The organism is Streptomyces sp. NPDC028298 (assembly GCF_055565895.1).
The window spans coordinates 22,753-36,521 of record NZ_JBVHTL010000006.1 but is presented as its reverse complement, the minus strand read 5'-3'; the positions used below and the strand labels follow the sequence as shown (position 1 = coordinate 36,521).

Here is a 13,769-nt window from a genome sequence, read left to right as displayed (position 1 = left end):
CCGCGCCGCGGGCGCCGTCGCGAGACCGGAGCCGGCGGCGGGCCGTCGCCGAGACGGAGTCAGCGGCGGGCGAGGACGGTTCTCCGGCGGCGCAGGGGCTCGCCCAGGGAGCAGGCTCCCACCAGCACCAGCACGACCAGGACGGCCGCCCATCGTCGGTGCGCGTCGTCCCAGTGCGGGTCGGACGGAGCGACGAAGAGCTCCCAGCGCGAGGGAAGCAGTACGGCGGCGCCGAAGAAGGCGCCCACCAGCCCGGCGGATATCCCGATCCCCGGGTCGGTGGCCCCCGAGTGCCGCACGGCGAGGAGCCCGGCGGTCAGGGCGAGGGTCATGACGGCGGCCGCCTCCAGGGTGATCGCGCCCATCGGGGGCCGGCCCTCGGCGGGTACGAGGAACAGCGCCGCCGTCCAGCACGCCGCCATGAACGGGACGACGAGCACCAGCCGCAGCCCGGTCCGCACCGGGCGTCTGGTCGGCACCGTGGCCGTGGTGTGCCGGGCCGGGTCGTCGAACAGGAACGCCAATCCCAGGCCGAAGGCGAGGGAGGCGGCCCGCAGCAGGGTGAGACACAGCCACGGGTCCGGTTCCCCGGAGACCGTCCGGGAGGATCCGGCCAGCACCAGTCCGAGGACGGCGCCCGTCATCACGGCCCACCGGGGCAGACCGCGCCACACCGGGCGGACCAGGGCGCGGGCCACGACGTGCGCGGACGGGGGCCCGGTGACCTGCGTGAGACGGTCGGCAAGAGCCCCGCTCCTCGTGGTCGCTACTCGCACGATCCGCTCCCCGAGTCCGCCGAGGTCCCCTTGCCTTCGGCCCTCACGCCGAGCAGCTCGGCCACCCGTGCCGTGGACGTCTTCGCGGACGTCAGTTCCGTCCAGTGCGCCTTGACCTTCGCGGCGACCGTGTAGTGCGGCTTCTGGAGCAGTTGGCGCACCACGGCGGTCTGCTGGGCCGACATGGAGACGGGGCTGGTGGGGGCCAGCGCGATCGCGGAGCCCGCGATGCTGTCGTCGAGCCGGACGTCACGCAGGGACTGCATCGGGTCCGGCTGGGTGCTCAGCGCCAGCCACATCGTGGTCACCGCGCGGGCGTCGCACATCTGTCCGGCCTCCTTCTCTGTGCCCGTGACCAGGACCGAGGCGACACCGACCGCGAACTCGGGAAGGCGGTTGCCGCCCCACTTCGTGCCGACCGTGACGTGTCCGGGCGTCGAGGAGGGCTCGATCGCGGCATCGCCCTGCAGGCCGTAGCGGGCGTCGATCTTCTGGCGCACGGTCAGCCGCTCGCCTCGGGCGGAACCGCCCGCACGGGACTGGATGCGGTCGACCGCCTCGGCCCAGTCGGCGATGCGGCCGGTCCACTCGGGGAAGGCGCAGTACGTGGACCGTCCGTGGCGGACACAGGTCTGTTCCTTCTGCGGGCTCACGGAGGCCTGGGTGCGGGCCGCGATCAGCGAGGCCGGATCGCCCGGGGACTGCCCGGCCACGCCGACGGCCGTCGCGGTGAGGGCGAGAGCCGTCAGCGACGTGACCAGCCTCGTCCGGCCGCCGCTCACCAGCACGGCGACGCAGAGCAGCAGGACCACGAGGCCCGTCAGATAGAGCGCGTGCCAGGCGGCCGGGCGGCCCAGCAGTGCGGAGGGGAAGGGGTCGGCGCCCTCTTCCACGACGACCGGTCCGAGCCAGCTCACCCAGTGCTTTCCCTGGGTGGCCGCGGAGACCAGGGTGGTGAGGACGAACGCGCCGATCACGAAGGGCGGGGCGACGAACCCGACCGGTATCACCCGGGCGAGCAGGACGCCGAGGACACCGGCCAGCAGGACCGTCAGCGGGCCCACGGCCAGTTCGGCGAGTGAGCCGTGGCCGACGGCGCCCGGCTTCAGCGCCGCCCAGGTGAACTGGAAGCCGACGACGAGCGCCGTGATCGCGCCGAGGGGCAGGACGGACAGCGCGTGCGCCACCGTACGCCGCCAGTGCTCCATGGGCAGGATGTCGAAGTGCTGGTCGGTGGACTGCCGGCGGGAGCGCAGCACGGCGCGGTTGACGCAGATGAACACGGCGACGGCCAGCAGCATGGGTGTCGGCTGGGTGGCTCTGTCGGTGTCCTGGAGGACCGGGAAGTCGTCCATGCCGTCGCCGCCGAGGAACAACCTCCAGCCGGCATAGCCCACATACAGTGCGAGGAAGAGCAGGACCGGGATCTGGAGCAGCAGTTCGCGTGCTTCGAAGCGGGCGAGTGCCAGGACGGCGGCCGGCCGGGACACCCGGGCCTCGGCGGACGGCTCCACCCCCGTGGGGGCCGTCCTCGTGACCATGTCGGTGGTGCTCATGCCGCCACCTCCGCGGTCCGGGCGTCGAGCGTGAGCAAGTAGCCGTCCTCCAGGGTCGGTTCGAGGAGGTCGGCGCCCTCGGGCGGATCACCGACGTTGCGGAAGGCACCCGTGCCCGTGCGCCATCCGGCGCGGGCCGACGGATCGCGCTCCGTGCTGCTCCACACCCGCCCGGCCGCCCGCTCGGTCAGCTCCGCGGGGGTGCCCTCGAAGCGGATGCGGCCGGCGTCCATGACGATCACGCGGTGGCAGAGCATCGCGACGTCCTCGGTCTGGTGGGTGGAGAGCAGGACGGTGCGGCCTTCTCCCGCCTGTGCGATCAGTTCCCGGAAGCGCATGCGCTGTTCCGGGTCGAGCCCGACGGTCGGTTCGTCCAGGACGAGGAAGCCGGGGTCACCGACCAGGGCGGCGGCGAGCGCGACGCGCTGCCGCATACCGCCGGAGAGCCGCTTGATGCGCTTGCCGCGCACATCGGACAGGCCGACGGAGTCCAGGACACGGCGGACCTCGCGGTGCCGGGCCCCGCGGTCGGTCTGCTCCTTGAGGATGGCCACGTAGTCGACGAACTCGAAGGCCGAGAAGTCCTGGTGGAATCCGGGCGTCTGCGGGAGGTAACCCAGTGCGCGCCGCACGTCGAGGCGTCCGGCGGTGCCCGCCGGGTCGTGGCCGAGGACGGTGAAGGAGCCCCGGTCGGCGGGCACGGCGGTGGCGAGCACCCGCAACAGGGTGGTCTTTCCCGCGCCGTTGGGGCCGAGGAGTCCGGTGACCCCTTCTCGGAGGCGGAGGGAGACGTCGTCGAGCGCGAGCGTCCCGCCGAAGCGGAGGCTCAGCCCGGAGGCGGAGACGGTGGGGATCATGCTGCGTTCCTGTCGGTGAAGTCGGTGAACGGGAGGCGCGACGCGTCGAACCGGTCCCGTGCGAGATAGAGGAGTACGGCGGCCAGTGCCGCGACGGCCCCGGAGACGCCCTGCCCGGCCGCGGTGAACGGGGCGAGCGTGGAGTCGGGTTCCGTGGTCGCCCGGGCCACGAGCAGCAGGGCGATCCAGCCGCCGCCGACCAGGCAGGGGGCGAGGACGGGGCCGAGCCGGGAGGTGAGCGCGAGTCCGGTCGCGGTGAGGGCGAGGGCGGGCAGCAGCCAGGCCAGGGCGTGCAGTCCGTAGGAGGGGAGGGCGAGGGTGGCGAGGCCGCTGAACCCCAGGCACACGGTCAGGACCGCGACCGTGCGGATCATCAGGAGCCGGAAGCCGTGCAGCGGGGAGACCACCGCCATCTCGTACGTCGGGTCGATCCCGGGGCCGTAGGACACCGCGACCCCGGCGAGCGGGAGCAGCGGCGCGAGGGCCAGGAAGAGGGTGGGGGTCGCTCCGGCCCGCACCGCGTCGGCCGCGACCACGGTCATGGCCAGCAGGGAGCCGATCGCGCCCAGCCAGGAGCGGCGCAGGGCGGGGGAGGCGGTCAGCAGCCGTGCCGTGTGGTCGGCGACGCCGAGCCGGACGAGGAGCCACTCCACCGGGCCCGGCCGCGGGGCGTCGAGTTCGGCGTCGAGCCGTTCCCATCCGGCGTCCAGGGCGACGGGGTCGCTGATCGCGGCCAGGGTCTCCCGGCAGCGCGCGCACGCGGCGAGGTGGGTGTCGGCGGACCACAGGCGGGGCGCCGCCAACTCGCCCCGCACATAGGCCTGGAGGTCGTCCTCCGGCACGTGCCAGGTCGTACGGCTGTCACCGCTCATCTCAGTGCCATCGCTTCCGTGACGGTCGTCGCTCATGCCAACGCCTCCCGCAACTGCTTGCGCGCACGCAGTGCCCGCGTCTTGACCGTGCCCGGCGGGATACCGAGCAGGACGGCCGCTTCCCTGGTGCTGAGTCCGTCGATCACGGTGGCCTGGAGCACCGCCCGGAGTTCGGGCGAGAGTCTGGTCAGCGCGCCCGCCAGATCGCCGTGTTCGACGCCCGCCAGCACGCGCTCCTCCGCGGAGGCCTCGTCGCGGTGCCGGAGGCGGGCCAGCGCGTTGCGGAGCCGGCCGCGGGCGCCGTCACCGCGCATCGAGTCGACGAGGCGCCGCGAGCCGATGCGCCACAGCCAGCCGGCCGGGTCGCCCTCCTCGCGGTAGCGGGCGGTGCCGCGCCACACGGCGAGGAAGGTCTCCTGGACGACGTCGTCGACGATCCCGGCGTCGGCGCACCGGCCGCGCAGCCGCGCGGTCAGCCATGGCGCGTACCGCCGGTACAGCTCTTCGAAGGCGCGACGGTCCCCGTCCGCCGCGATGGCCCGCAGCAGCTCTCCGTCGCTTCTCGTTTCCCTCACATCCCCTCATCGGACGAGCCCCGCCGATCGGTTCACACCTCGGCCGGAAATTTTCGAAAGCCTTCGCGTGCCTGGTGAACACCCTGATCCACGGCCGGAGCGGCCCGCCCGGCGGGCCCGGAACTTGACGGCGGGCTCCCCCTTGCATCACCCTTTCACTACTCAATTAGTGAAAGGGTGGTTGTCCGAGTGGTCGTGTACCGCATCGACCGGCGCAGTGGCGTCGCCACCTACCTCCAGATCGTCCAGCAGACGAAGCAGGCCCTCCGGCTCGGCCTCCTCGAACCGGGCGACAAGCTCCCCACGGCCCGCGAGGTCGTCGAAGCCACCGCCATCAATCCGAACACCGTCCTGAAGGCCTACCGCGAACTGGAGCGCGAAGGGCTGGTCGAGGCCAGGCGCGGCCTCGGCACCTTCGTCCGCAGGACGCTCGGCGCCGCCCCCGCGGACTCGCCCCTGCGCGAGGAACTGGAGGCCTGGGCCCGCGACGCCCGCGCCGCCGGCCTCGACCGCGAGGACGTGGCAGCCCTGTTCGGCTCCGTACTGGACGCACACTTCCCGAAGGGGGACCAGTGAGTTCCACCAGCACCACCCGATCCACCGTCGCCGTCGAGACGCACGGCCTCACCGTGCGCCGCGGCCGGCGCGCCGCCGCGGCCCTGGACGACTGCTCCTTCCGCCTCCCGGCCGGGCGGGTCAGCGCCCTCGTCGGCCCCAACGGCGCGGGCAAGTCGACGCTGCTGGCGACCCTGGCCGGGCTGCTGCGCCCCGCCGCCGGCACGCTCACCGTGCTCGGCACGAGCCCGGCCGAGGCACGCGAGCGCATCGCCTACCTCGCCCAGGACAAGCCCCTGCACCCCCAGCTCACGATCGCCGAGACGCTGCGCCTGGGCGCCGAACTCAACCCGGCCCGCTGGGACGCCGCGCACGCCGCCTCGATCGTGGAGCAGGGCTCGCTCGACCCGGGCACCAAGGTCCGGGCCCTGTCCGGCGGCCAGCGGACCCGCGTGGCGCTGGCCCTCGCGCTGGGCAAACGGCCCGAACTGATGCTGCTGGACGAACCGATGGCCGACCTGGACCCGCTGGCCCGCCACGAACTGCTGGGCACCCTCATGGCCGACGCAGCCGAACACGGCACCACCGTGCTGGTGTCCTCGCACATCGTCACCGAACTGGCCGACGCCTGCGACCACCTGCTGCTCCTGGGCGCCGGACGCGTCCGGCTCGGCGGCGGCCTGGACGACCTGCTCCTCGCGCACACCGTGGTCACCGGACGCGGCACCCCCGCCGACCTCGCCCCGCACCTCGTCGTCGAGTCCCGCCCCGCCGGCCGCGGCATCACCGCGCTGATACGCAACGAAGGACCGGTGGACGAACAGTGGCAGGCCGAACGCCCCTCCCTGGAGGAACTGCTCCTCGCCCATCTGCGGTCCCCCCGGACCCCCGCGCTGCTCACCCCCGGCACCACCGCGGCCCCCGTGGCGGTGACCCGATGAGCGCCCTCGCCCAGGCGGCCCCCGCCCGCCGCGCCCTGCCCGCGCCGCGCGGCCTGGTCTGGACGGTCCTGCGGCTGCACCGCACCGCCCTGTGGATCTGGACCGGCTTCGTCGTGCTCACCGCCGGACTCCTGCTGTGGCTGTACGGCCCCGGCGCCGGCCACACCGAGCACCTGCTCGACACGTTCGGCTACGCGGGCGTGCAGAAGGACGCCTGGACGGGCGGCATCATCGGCTCCACGTTCTCGGGCGTCTACAACGACCTCTTCTACGACCCGGCCTCCCTGCTGAACATCGCCTCGTTCGCCGTCGCCGTCTTCGCGGCCGGCTCCCTGACCGCCCGCGAACTGGAGAACGGCACCGCGCGCCTGGCCTGGACCCAGTCCGTCACCCCGGCCCGCTGGCTCGCCGCCAAACTGGCGGTTCCCGCGCTGCTCGTCGCCGCGGGCACGGGCCTGCTGGTCGTGCTGTACCGGATGCTGTGGTCGGCCCACGCCAATCTCCTGCTGGCCGGCATCGGACCGCGCGCCGTCTACTTCTCCATCGGCCCGGCCACCGTCGCCGCCCCGCTCCTCGGACTGGCCGTCGGCGCCGTCGCCGGTCTCGCCCTGCGCCGCACCCTGCCCGCCCTGGCCGTCGCGGGTCTCACGCAGTACGCGGTCATCGCGTTCCGCGCCAACTCCTGGCCCTTCCAGGGCAGTTACCAGCAGCCCGAACTGTCCGTACACAGCCGGGCGATCACCTCCACGGGGGCGGAGATCCCCGACCCGGGCTGCTACGAGAGCCACGCCTGCCTCGCCCGGCACGACATCGTCCACTTCACCCGCACCTACCTCCCCTCCCCCGACTACTGGCCCCGCCAGCTCCTGGAGACCGGCGTCCTGCTCGCCGCCACCGCGATCCTGGTCGCCGCCGCCTTCGCCCTCGTGCGGAGGGTGTCGACCTCATGAGCACCCTGACCGGGCGACGCCCGGCCCCGTACCGCCCGTCCGGCCTGACCTGGACCGTGCTGCGCCTGCACCGCACGGCCCTGTACGTCTGGGGCGCCGCCCTGCTCGCCGCCGTGGCGGCCCTGATCTGGCTGCTCGCCGTCGGCCCCGACGCCCGCGCGATCGTCGGCGGCTGCGACGCGTCGGACCCGTTCCCGATGGACTGCGGAACCGCCCGGTGGACCACGACGGCCAGGACCTACGCCACCGGCCTCGCCCTGGTCTCCGCCTGCGTCACGTTCCAGATGTACGCGGTCGCGGTCTGGGCGGGTGCCGCGCTGACCGGCCGCGAGCTGGAGAGCGGCACGGCGCGGCTGGCGTGGACCCAGTCCGTCACCCCGGCGCGCTGGCTCGCCACCAGGCTCGCCGTCCCCGCGGTCCTGCTGACGGCGGGCACCACGCTGGCGGTCCTGCTCGGCAACTGGACCCGCCGTGCCGGGCGAGGGGACCTGTCCGGCGGCTGGTTCAACGCGAACGTCTTCATCTCCTCCGGGCCGGTGGCCGTCGCGTACGCCCTCGCGGGCCTCGCCCTCGGGGCGCTCGCCGGCCTGGTCCTGCGCAGGGCCCTGCCCGCCGCAGCGGCCGCCCTCGCAGCGGCCGTCGTCCTGCACGAGGTGCTGGACGGGTTCCGGATGAGCCTGTGGCCCGCCGTGACGACCACCGGACGGGCCGCACTGCATGTGCCGTACGGCTCCATGCTCCTCGAACACGGTTCCGTCACCGCCGACGGCGAGCGGGTGAACACCAGCCTGGCCTGCGTCGGGACCGACGGTTCCGCCCTCGAGGCGTGCATCAGGCGGGGTCCGTGGACCGACTTCTGGAGCACCTACCAGCCTCAGTCCCACTACTGGCCCCTCCAGCTCGTGGAGAGCGGCCTGCTCCTGGCCGTCGCGGGGCTCGCGGTCGCCGCGGCCTTCGCGCTGCTGCGCCGACGGCTCACGTAACCGTCGGTAGCACGCATCCGCGACCGAGGGGGCACGGCATCCGCGACCGGAGGCGGCGCCGGCGGACGCGCACGCGACGCGGGTGGGTGTGTACACGGCTCCCGGACATGCAGACGTCCGGGAGCCTCCCCCAGATATCCCGCACGTCATGTCGCCGTAACCATCGATTCAGGTGACCTTGCGACGCTCGAGCAATGCAGCCCGCCGTGCCCGAGCCTTCTCCCGCGCCGGAGAACGAGCCCTCCCCGTCGACGCGGAGTCAGCGTACGCCAGCGAAGCGGAACGGGATTCTCCGCATCAGCGCGCTGACGCCCGCCCTCTCCGACGCGCCGGTCTCGCCCTCGGCACGGAAGAATGGGTCCATGAACCAGCGAAGCGCCCAGGCACCCGTGCAGCACCCGCAGCCCTCCGTCGGCTCCATCGCCGCCCACCGCCCGCACACCGTCGCGGCGAACGTGTCCGACCTGGAGCCCGATCTCGACGCCGACCTCGACGCGTACGAGGACCTGGAGCAGGACGGGATCATGCTGCCCCAGGGGCGGTTCCTGGACCGCGAGCGGAGCTGGCTCGCCTTCAACGAGCGCGTCCTGGAACTCGCCGAGGACCCGAACACGCCCCTGCTGGAGCGCGCCAACTTCCTGGCGATCTTCGCCAGCAACCTGGACGAGTTCTTCATGGTCCGCGTGGCCGGCCTCAAGCGCCGCATCGCCACCGGTGTCGCCACCAAGTCCGCCTCGGGCCTCCAGCCCCGCGAGGTCCTGGAGATGATCTGGGCCCGCTCCCGCGAACTCATGGCCCGCCACGCCGCCTGCTACCAGGAGGACGTCGCCCCCGCGCTCGCGGAGGAGGGCATCCACCTCGTCCGCTGGAGCGAGCTGACCGAGAAGGAGCAGGCCCGCCTGTTCACTCTCTTCCGGCACCAGATCTTCCCGGTCCTGACCCCGCTGGCGGTCGACCCCGCGCACCCCTTCCCGTACATCTCCGGCCTGTCCCTGAACCTCGCCGTCGTCGTACGGAACCCGGTCAGCGGCCACCGTCACTTCGCGCGCGTCAAGGTCCCGCCGCTGCTCTCCCGCTTCCTGGAGGCCTCCCCGAACCGCTACGTCCCCATCGAGGACGTGATCGCGGCCCACCTGGAGGAGCTCTTCCCGGGCATGGAGGTCCTCGAGCACCACACCTTCCGGCTCACCCGCAACGAGGACCTGGAGGTCGAGGAGGACGACGCCGAGAACCTCCTGCAGGCGCTGGAGAAGGAGCTCATGCGGCGCCGCTTCGGCCCGCCGGTGCGCCTGGAGGTCGAGGAGTCCATCGACCGCTACGTCCTGGATCTCCTCGTACGCGAACTGAAGATCTCCGAGGCCGAGGTGTACCCGCTGCCGGGTCCCCTCGACCTCACCGGCCTCTTCGGCATCGGCTCCCTGGACCGGCCCGAGCTGAAGTACCCCAAGTTCATCGCGGGCACCCACCGCGACCTCGCCGAGGTCGAGTCGGCCTCGCCGCCCGACATCTTCGCCGCGCTGCGCGAGCGCGACGTCCTGCTGCACCACCCGTACGACTCCTTCTCCACCTCGGTGCAGGCCTTCCTGGAACAGGCCGCCGCCGACCCCGACGTGCTCGCCATCAAGCAGACGCTCTACCGCACCTCCGGTGACTCCCCGATCGTGGACGCGCTGATAGACGCGGCCGAGTCCGGCAAGCAGGTCCTCGTCCTGGTCGAGATCAAGGCGCGCTTCGACGAGCAGGCCAACATCAAGTGGGCCCGCAAGCTCGAGGAGTCCGGCTGCCACGTCGTGTACGGCCTCGTCGGCCTGAAGACCCACTGCAAGCTGTCGCTCGTGGTCCGGCAGGAGGGTGAGACCCTGCGCCGCTACTCCCACGTCGGCACCGGCAACTACCACCCGAAGACCGCCCGGCTCTACGAGGACCTCGGACTGCTCACCGCCGATCCCCAGGTCGGCGCGGACCTCTCGGACCTCTTCAACCGGCTCTCGGGCTACTCGCGCCGCGAGACCTACCGCCGTCTGCTCGTCGCGCCCAAGTCGCTGCGCGACGGCCTGGTCGCGCGGATCAACAAGGAAGTACAGCACCACAAGGCCGGGCGCCCCGCCTTCGTCCGCATCAAGGTGAACTCGATGGTGGACGAGGCGCTCATCGACGCGCTGTACCGCGCCTCCCAGGCCGGTGTCCCGGTCGACGTCTGGGTGCGCGGGATATGCGCCGTCCGCCCCGGCGTCCCGGACCTGTCCGAGAACATACGGGTCCGTTCCGTCCTCGGCCGCTTCCTGGAGCACTCCCGGGTCTTCACCTTCGGCAACGGAGGCGAACCCGAGGTGTGGATCGGCAGCGCCGACATGATGCACCGCAACCTCGACCGGCGGATCGAGGCCCTGGTCAGGGTCACCGACCCGGCTCACCGCGCAGCCCTGAACCGGCTGCTGGAGACCGGCATGTCCGACACCACGGCCTCCTGGCACCTCGGCCCCGACGGCGAGTGGATCCGCCACGCGACCGACGCGGAGGGACAACCCCTGCGGAACGTCCAGGAGATGCTCATAGACGCCCGGAGGCGCCGGCGTGGCACAGCAGCACCTTGATCCCCCCACCGGTTCCGTGGCCGAAACGGCCTCCCTCGGCGAGGGAGACACCCCGATCGGTGACGCCCTCGCGGGCTATCTGCGGGCCCAGGCCACGGAATTCCTCCGCTCACTGCGCCAGCACCGGGAAACCGGGGGCGCGGCGAGCGGAGGAGGGGAGCCCGGCGACGCGGCGCGCTCCCTGCGCCACTCCGCGCGCCGCATCAGCGGCAGCCTGCACACCTTCCGACCGCTCCTCGACCCGGACTGGTCGGAGGGGATGCGCCCCGAACTGGCCTGGCTCTCGGGCACCCTGGCGCGCGAACACGCCTACGCCGCGCGCCTGGAACGGCTGATCGGCGCGCTGAACCGGCTCTCCGGCACGGCCACCGTGCCCGGCCAGACGGGCCGGGCCCCGGCCGCGGCCCCCAAGACCGGCAGTCTCACCGTCGGCGCCGCGAAGGCGGGCGCGCTCCTCGACCGCCAGCTCACGCTCGCCCGCACCCGCGCCCACTCGGCGGCCCTCCAGGCACTGGGTTCCTCCCGCTTCCACGCCGTCGCCGACAGCGTCGCCGTGCTGGCCAGCGAGGTTCCGCTGGCCCCGGCCGCGGACAACGCCGATCTGCGTCCGCTGGCCACCGCGGCCCAGGAACGGCTGGCCGACGCCGTCAGCGCGCTGCCGCTGGTCGTCGCGGGCCGTCCCTACAACGCGGAAGCCCTCGTGCACGGCCTCTCCGCCGACACCGCGCCCCAGCCGCAGGACGCGCCCTGGCACCAGGTCCGGCTGCTGCTGCGGCTGCACCGCTACGCCGGTGAGGTGCTGCACCGGGGCGAGTGCCCCGTCGACGTACGCCTGCTCGGCGCGGGCACGGCGCTGAACCGGCACCGGGACGCGGCGGAGGCGGCCTCGGCCGCCGCCTCGGCGGCGCGCACTCCGCGGATCGCGCCGGCGACGGCGTACGCGCTCGGCGTGCTGCACGCCGACCAGCGCCACGAGGTGGAGGCGGCACGGTTCGCCTTCCAGCAGGCATGGCAGAAGGAAGCCGTACGCACCCCCTGAGGGAGGCCCCATGGCCGACGACACCATCCACGCGGCGGGCTGCGTCCTGTGGCGCCGCTCCCCGGTCGACTCAGCGCTGCAGATCTGCCTCGTCCACCGGCCCAAGTACGACGACTGGTCGCACCCGAAGGGCAAGCTGAAGCGGGACGAGGAGTTCCTGGCCGGCGCGCTGCGCGAGGTCGAGGAGGAGACGGGTTACGGCGCCGTCCCCGGTGCCGTGCTCCCCACCCTCCGCTACGACGTCGGCGGGCGCCCCAAGGAGGTCCGTTACTGGGCCGCCGAGGCCGCCGACGGCCGCTTCGCCCCGAACGACGAGGTCGACCGCGTCCTCTGGCTCTCCCCCACCGCCGCACGCCACCGCCTCACCCAGCCCCGCGACCGCGATCTGGTCGACGCGCTGCTGGACGCGCTGCACCTGGCCTGACGTGTTCCCCTGGAAAGGAGAGGCGCCGCCCGGGCTTCCGGCACGGCGCACGTCCATGGGCGACATCGAGCCCGGGGAGCCGACGGCGGACACTCACCGTAGTCGGCGCGCCCTTCGCTGTTGCTCATGAGGAAACCGGGGCGAATGAGCTATGACGGGAACATGGGCTCCACGCGTCGCGACCGCACCCGTTCGATTACCTGGAGTTTCCCTTCCGGCCCCCTCGGCCGGGACACAGCCGTGTCCTCGACGTGAGCGTTCCGTGACCTCACCGCACCGCCGTCAGGGGTTCACCCCCCGTTCACTTACGGCCTTCGGCGCCTTCACCTGATCTGCTTAATTTCGGCCTTACGCGGTGCGAAGGACGCCTCAGGGCGAACTCTTCTCATCGCTACGGACCGCAGTACACAGACATCGCACGCCGCCACCTGACGGCGGCTCCTGGAAGGAACTCCCGAAGTGAAGCTTCAGCGCATGAACCGGCGGGCCCTCACCCTCGGTGCTCTCGCCGTCTCTGGCGCCCTGGCCCTCACGGCGTGCGGTTCTGACGACACCGGCAACACCAGCGGTGGCGGCAGCTCGGCCTCGGCCAGCAACAACAGCGCCATCAAGTGTGACGACGCCAAGGGTCAGCTGCAGGCCTCCGGCTCCTCCGCGCAGAAGAACGCGATCGACGCCTGGGTCAAGGCCTTCACGGCCGCCTGCAAGGACGTCCAGATCAACTACAACCCGACCGGTTCGGGCGCCGGCGTCACCGCGTTCACGCAGGGCCAGACCGCGTTCGCCGGTTCGGACTCGCCGCTCAAGCCCGAAGAGGCCACGGCCGCCAAGAAGGTCTGCAACAACAACGCCGCGGTCGACCTGCCCATGGTCGGTGGCCCCATCGCGCTCGGCTACAACGTCGACGGTGTCGACAACCTCGTCCTGGACCCCGCGACGATCGCCAAGATCTTCGACGGCAAGATCAAGACGTGGGACGACGCCGCCATCAAGAAGCTGAACCCCGACGCGAAGCTCCCCAGCACCAAGATCCAGGCGTTCCACCGCTCGGACGAGTCCGGCACCACGGACAACTTCACCAAGTACCTCAAGGCCACCGCCCCCTCCGACTGGAACTACTCCGGCGGCAAGGCGTGGCAGGCCAAGGGCGGCCAGTCCGCCCAGGGTTCGTCCGGCCTCGCCCAGCAGGTGAAGCAGACCCCCGGCGCGATCTCGTACTTCGAGCTCTCCTACGCCGCCGACGGCATCAAGACCGTCGACCTCAAGACGGACGCGGCCACCCCGGTCAAGGCCTCCGTCGAGAACGCCACCAAGGCCATCTCCAGCGCCAAGGTCGTCGGCACGGGCAACGACCTCGCGCTCGAGCTGAACTACAAGCCGACCGCCGAGGGCGCCTACCCGCTCACGCTCGTCACCTACGAGATCGTCTGCGAGAAGGGCAACAAGGCCGACACCCTGGCCGCCACGAAGGCGTTCCTCACCTACATCGCGAGCGAGGACGGCCAGAACCAGCTCACCGCCGCCCAGTACGCCCCGATCCCCGCCGAGATCATCACCAAGGTTCGCAGCACCGTCTCGAACCTGAGCTGACCCGAGTGTGCGGCCCGCCTCGCCGAGGCGGGCCGCACCGTCCGGTGCACCGCCGCC

Annotated in this window: 13 protein-coding genes; 8 read left to right on the top strand and 5 right to left on the bottom strand. The window is 72.5% G+C overall.

Annotated elements, in window-relative coordinates:
* Positions 1 to 59: 59 nt before the first annotated feature.
* The 5 genes from ACZ4TO_RS25765 to ACZ4TO_RS25745 are packed head-to-tail and all read right to left on the bottom strand — an operon-like array spanning position 60 to position 4,636.
* Positions 60 to 776, bottom strand: coding sequence for an ABC transporter (locus ACZ4TO_RS25765; protein WP_468025331.1), 717 nt, complete (start codon positions 774 to 776; stop codon positions 60 to 62).
* Positions 767 to 2,332, bottom strand: a complete 1,566-nt coding sequence (locus tag ACZ4TO_RS25760) for an ABC transporter permease (protein ID WP_468025330.1) — start codon at positions 2,330 to 2,332, stop codon at positions 767 to 769. Before ACZ4TO_RS25760 ends, ACZ4TO_RS25765 begins: the two co-directional genes overlap by 10 nt.
* Positions 2,329 to 3,189: an ABC transporter ATP-binding protein gene (locus tag ACZ4TO_RS25755; protein WP_382792192.1), complete on the bottom strand. Its 861-nt coding sequence runs from the start codon at positions 3,187 to 3,189 to the stop codon at positions 2,329 to 2,331. Before ACZ4TO_RS25755 ends, ACZ4TO_RS25760 begins: the two co-directional genes overlap by 4 nt.
* Positions 3,186 to 4,097, bottom strand: coding sequence for a cupin domain-containing protein (locus tag ACZ4TO_RS25750; protein ID WP_382792189.1), 912 nt, complete (start codon positions 4,095 to 4,097; stop codon positions 3,186 to 3,188). The genes ACZ4TO_RS25755 and ACZ4TO_RS25750 overlap by 4 nt, the downstream gene beginning before the upstream one ends.
* A complete protein-coding gene (locus ACZ4TO_RS25745; RefSeq protein WP_266760215.1) occupies positions 4,094 to 4,636 on the bottom strand; it encodes an RNA polymerase sigma factor in 543 nt (180 codons plus the stop codon). Before ACZ4TO_RS25745 ends, ACZ4TO_RS25750 begins: the two co-directional genes overlap by 4 nt.
* A 189-nt stretch (positions 4,637 to 4,825) precedes the next feature.
* On the opposite strand from ACZ4TO_RS25745, the gene ACZ4TO_RS25740 reads away from it, so the two are divergent.
* From ACZ4TO_RS25740 to pstS, 8 genes are all read left to right on the top strand, one after another.
* A complete protein-coding gene (locus ACZ4TO_RS25740; protein WP_382792874.1) occupies positions 4,826 to 5,212 on the top strand; it encodes a GntR family transcriptional regulator in 387 nt (128 codons plus the stop codon).
* Entirely contained in the window at positions 5,209 to 6,132 is a 924-nt protein-coding gene (locus ACZ4TO_RS25735) for an ATP-binding cassette domain-containing protein (RefSeq protein WP_382792185.1), read from the top strand. The genes ACZ4TO_RS25740 and ACZ4TO_RS25735 overlap by 4 nt, the downstream gene beginning before the upstream one ends.
* Positions 6,129 to 7,082, top strand: a complete 954-nt coding sequence (locus ACZ4TO_RS25730) for a hypothetical protein (protein WP_468025329.1) — start codon at positions 6,129 to 6,131, stop codon at positions 7,080 to 7,082. Before ACZ4TO_RS25735 ends, ACZ4TO_RS25730 begins: the two co-directional genes overlap by 4 nt.
* Positions 7,079 to 8,065, top strand: a complete 987-nt coding sequence (locus ACZ4TO_RS25725; protein ID WP_468025328.1) for a hypothetical protein — start codon at positions 7,079 to 7,081, stop codon at positions 8,063 to 8,065. Before ACZ4TO_RS25730 ends, ACZ4TO_RS25725 begins: the two co-directional genes overlap by 4 nt.
* Positions 8,066 to 8,427: 362 nt before the next feature.
* Positions 8,428 to 10,659 (top strand): RNA degradosome polyphosphate kinase, encoded by a 2,232-nt coding sequence (locus ACZ4TO_RS25720; RefSeq protein ID WP_382792178.1) that lies wholly within the window; start codon positions 8,428 to 8,430, stop codon positions 10,657 to 10,659.
* Positions 10,640 to 11,698 carry a CHAD domain-containing protein gene (locus ACZ4TO_RS25715; RefSeq protein ID WP_468025327.1) on the top strand — a complete coding sequence of 353 codons (1,059 nt, stop codon included), beginning with the start codon at positions 10,640 to 10,642 and terminating at the stop codon, positions 11,696 to 11,698. Before ACZ4TO_RS25720 ends, ACZ4TO_RS25715 begins: the two co-directional genes overlap by 20 nt.
* Before the next feature lie 10 nt (positions 11,699 to 11,708).
* Positions 11,709 to 12,122, top strand: a complete 414-nt coding sequence (locus ACZ4TO_RS25710) for an NUDIX hydrolase (protein WP_382792173.1) — start codon at positions 11,709 to 11,711, stop codon at positions 12,120 to 12,122.
* A 459-nt stretch (positions 12,123 to 12,581) separates the two neighbouring features.
* Positions 12,582 to 13,712, top strand: a complete 1,131-nt coding sequence (pstS, locus tag ACZ4TO_RS25705; RefSeq protein ID WP_382792170.1) for a phosphate ABC transporter substrate-binding protein PstS — start codon at positions 12,582 to 12,584, stop codon at positions 13,710 to 13,712.
* Positions 13,713 to 13,769: the final 57 nt, after the last annotated feature.

What these genes read in the sequence shown, in the direction of transcription:
- ACZ4TO_RS25760 (WP_468025330.1), bottom strand. Translation starts at nt 2,332, where the DNA reads ATGAGCACCACCGACATGGTCACGAGGACGGCCCCCACGGGGGTGGAG.
- ACZ4TO_RS25755 (WP_382792192.1), bottom strand. Translation starts at nt 3,189, where the DNA reads ATGATCCCCACCGTCTCCGCCTCCGGGCTGAGCCTCCGCTTCGGCGGG.
- ACZ4TO_RS25720 (WP_382792178.1), top strand. Translation starts at nt 8,428, where the DNA reads ATGAACCAGCGAAGCGCCCAGGCACCCGTGCAGCACCCGCAGCCCTCC.
- ACZ4TO_RS25730 (WP_468025329.1), top strand. Translation starts at nt 6,129, where the DNA reads ATGAGCGCCCTCGCCCAGGCGGCCCCCGCCCGCCGCGCCCTGCCCGCG.
- ACZ4TO_RS25725 (WP_468025328.1), top strand. Translation starts at nt 7,079, where the DNA reads ATGAGCACCCTGACCGGGCGACGCCCGGCCCCGTACCGCCCGTCCGGC.
- ACZ4TO_RS25750 (WP_382792189.1), bottom strand. Translation starts at nt 4,097, where the DNA reads ATGAGCGACGACCGTCACGGAAGCGATGGCACTGAGATGAGCGGTGAC.
- ACZ4TO_RS25710 (WP_382792173.1), top strand. Translation starts at nt 11,709, where the DNA reads ATGGCCGACGACACCATCCACGCGGCGGGCTGCGTCCTGTGGCGCCGC.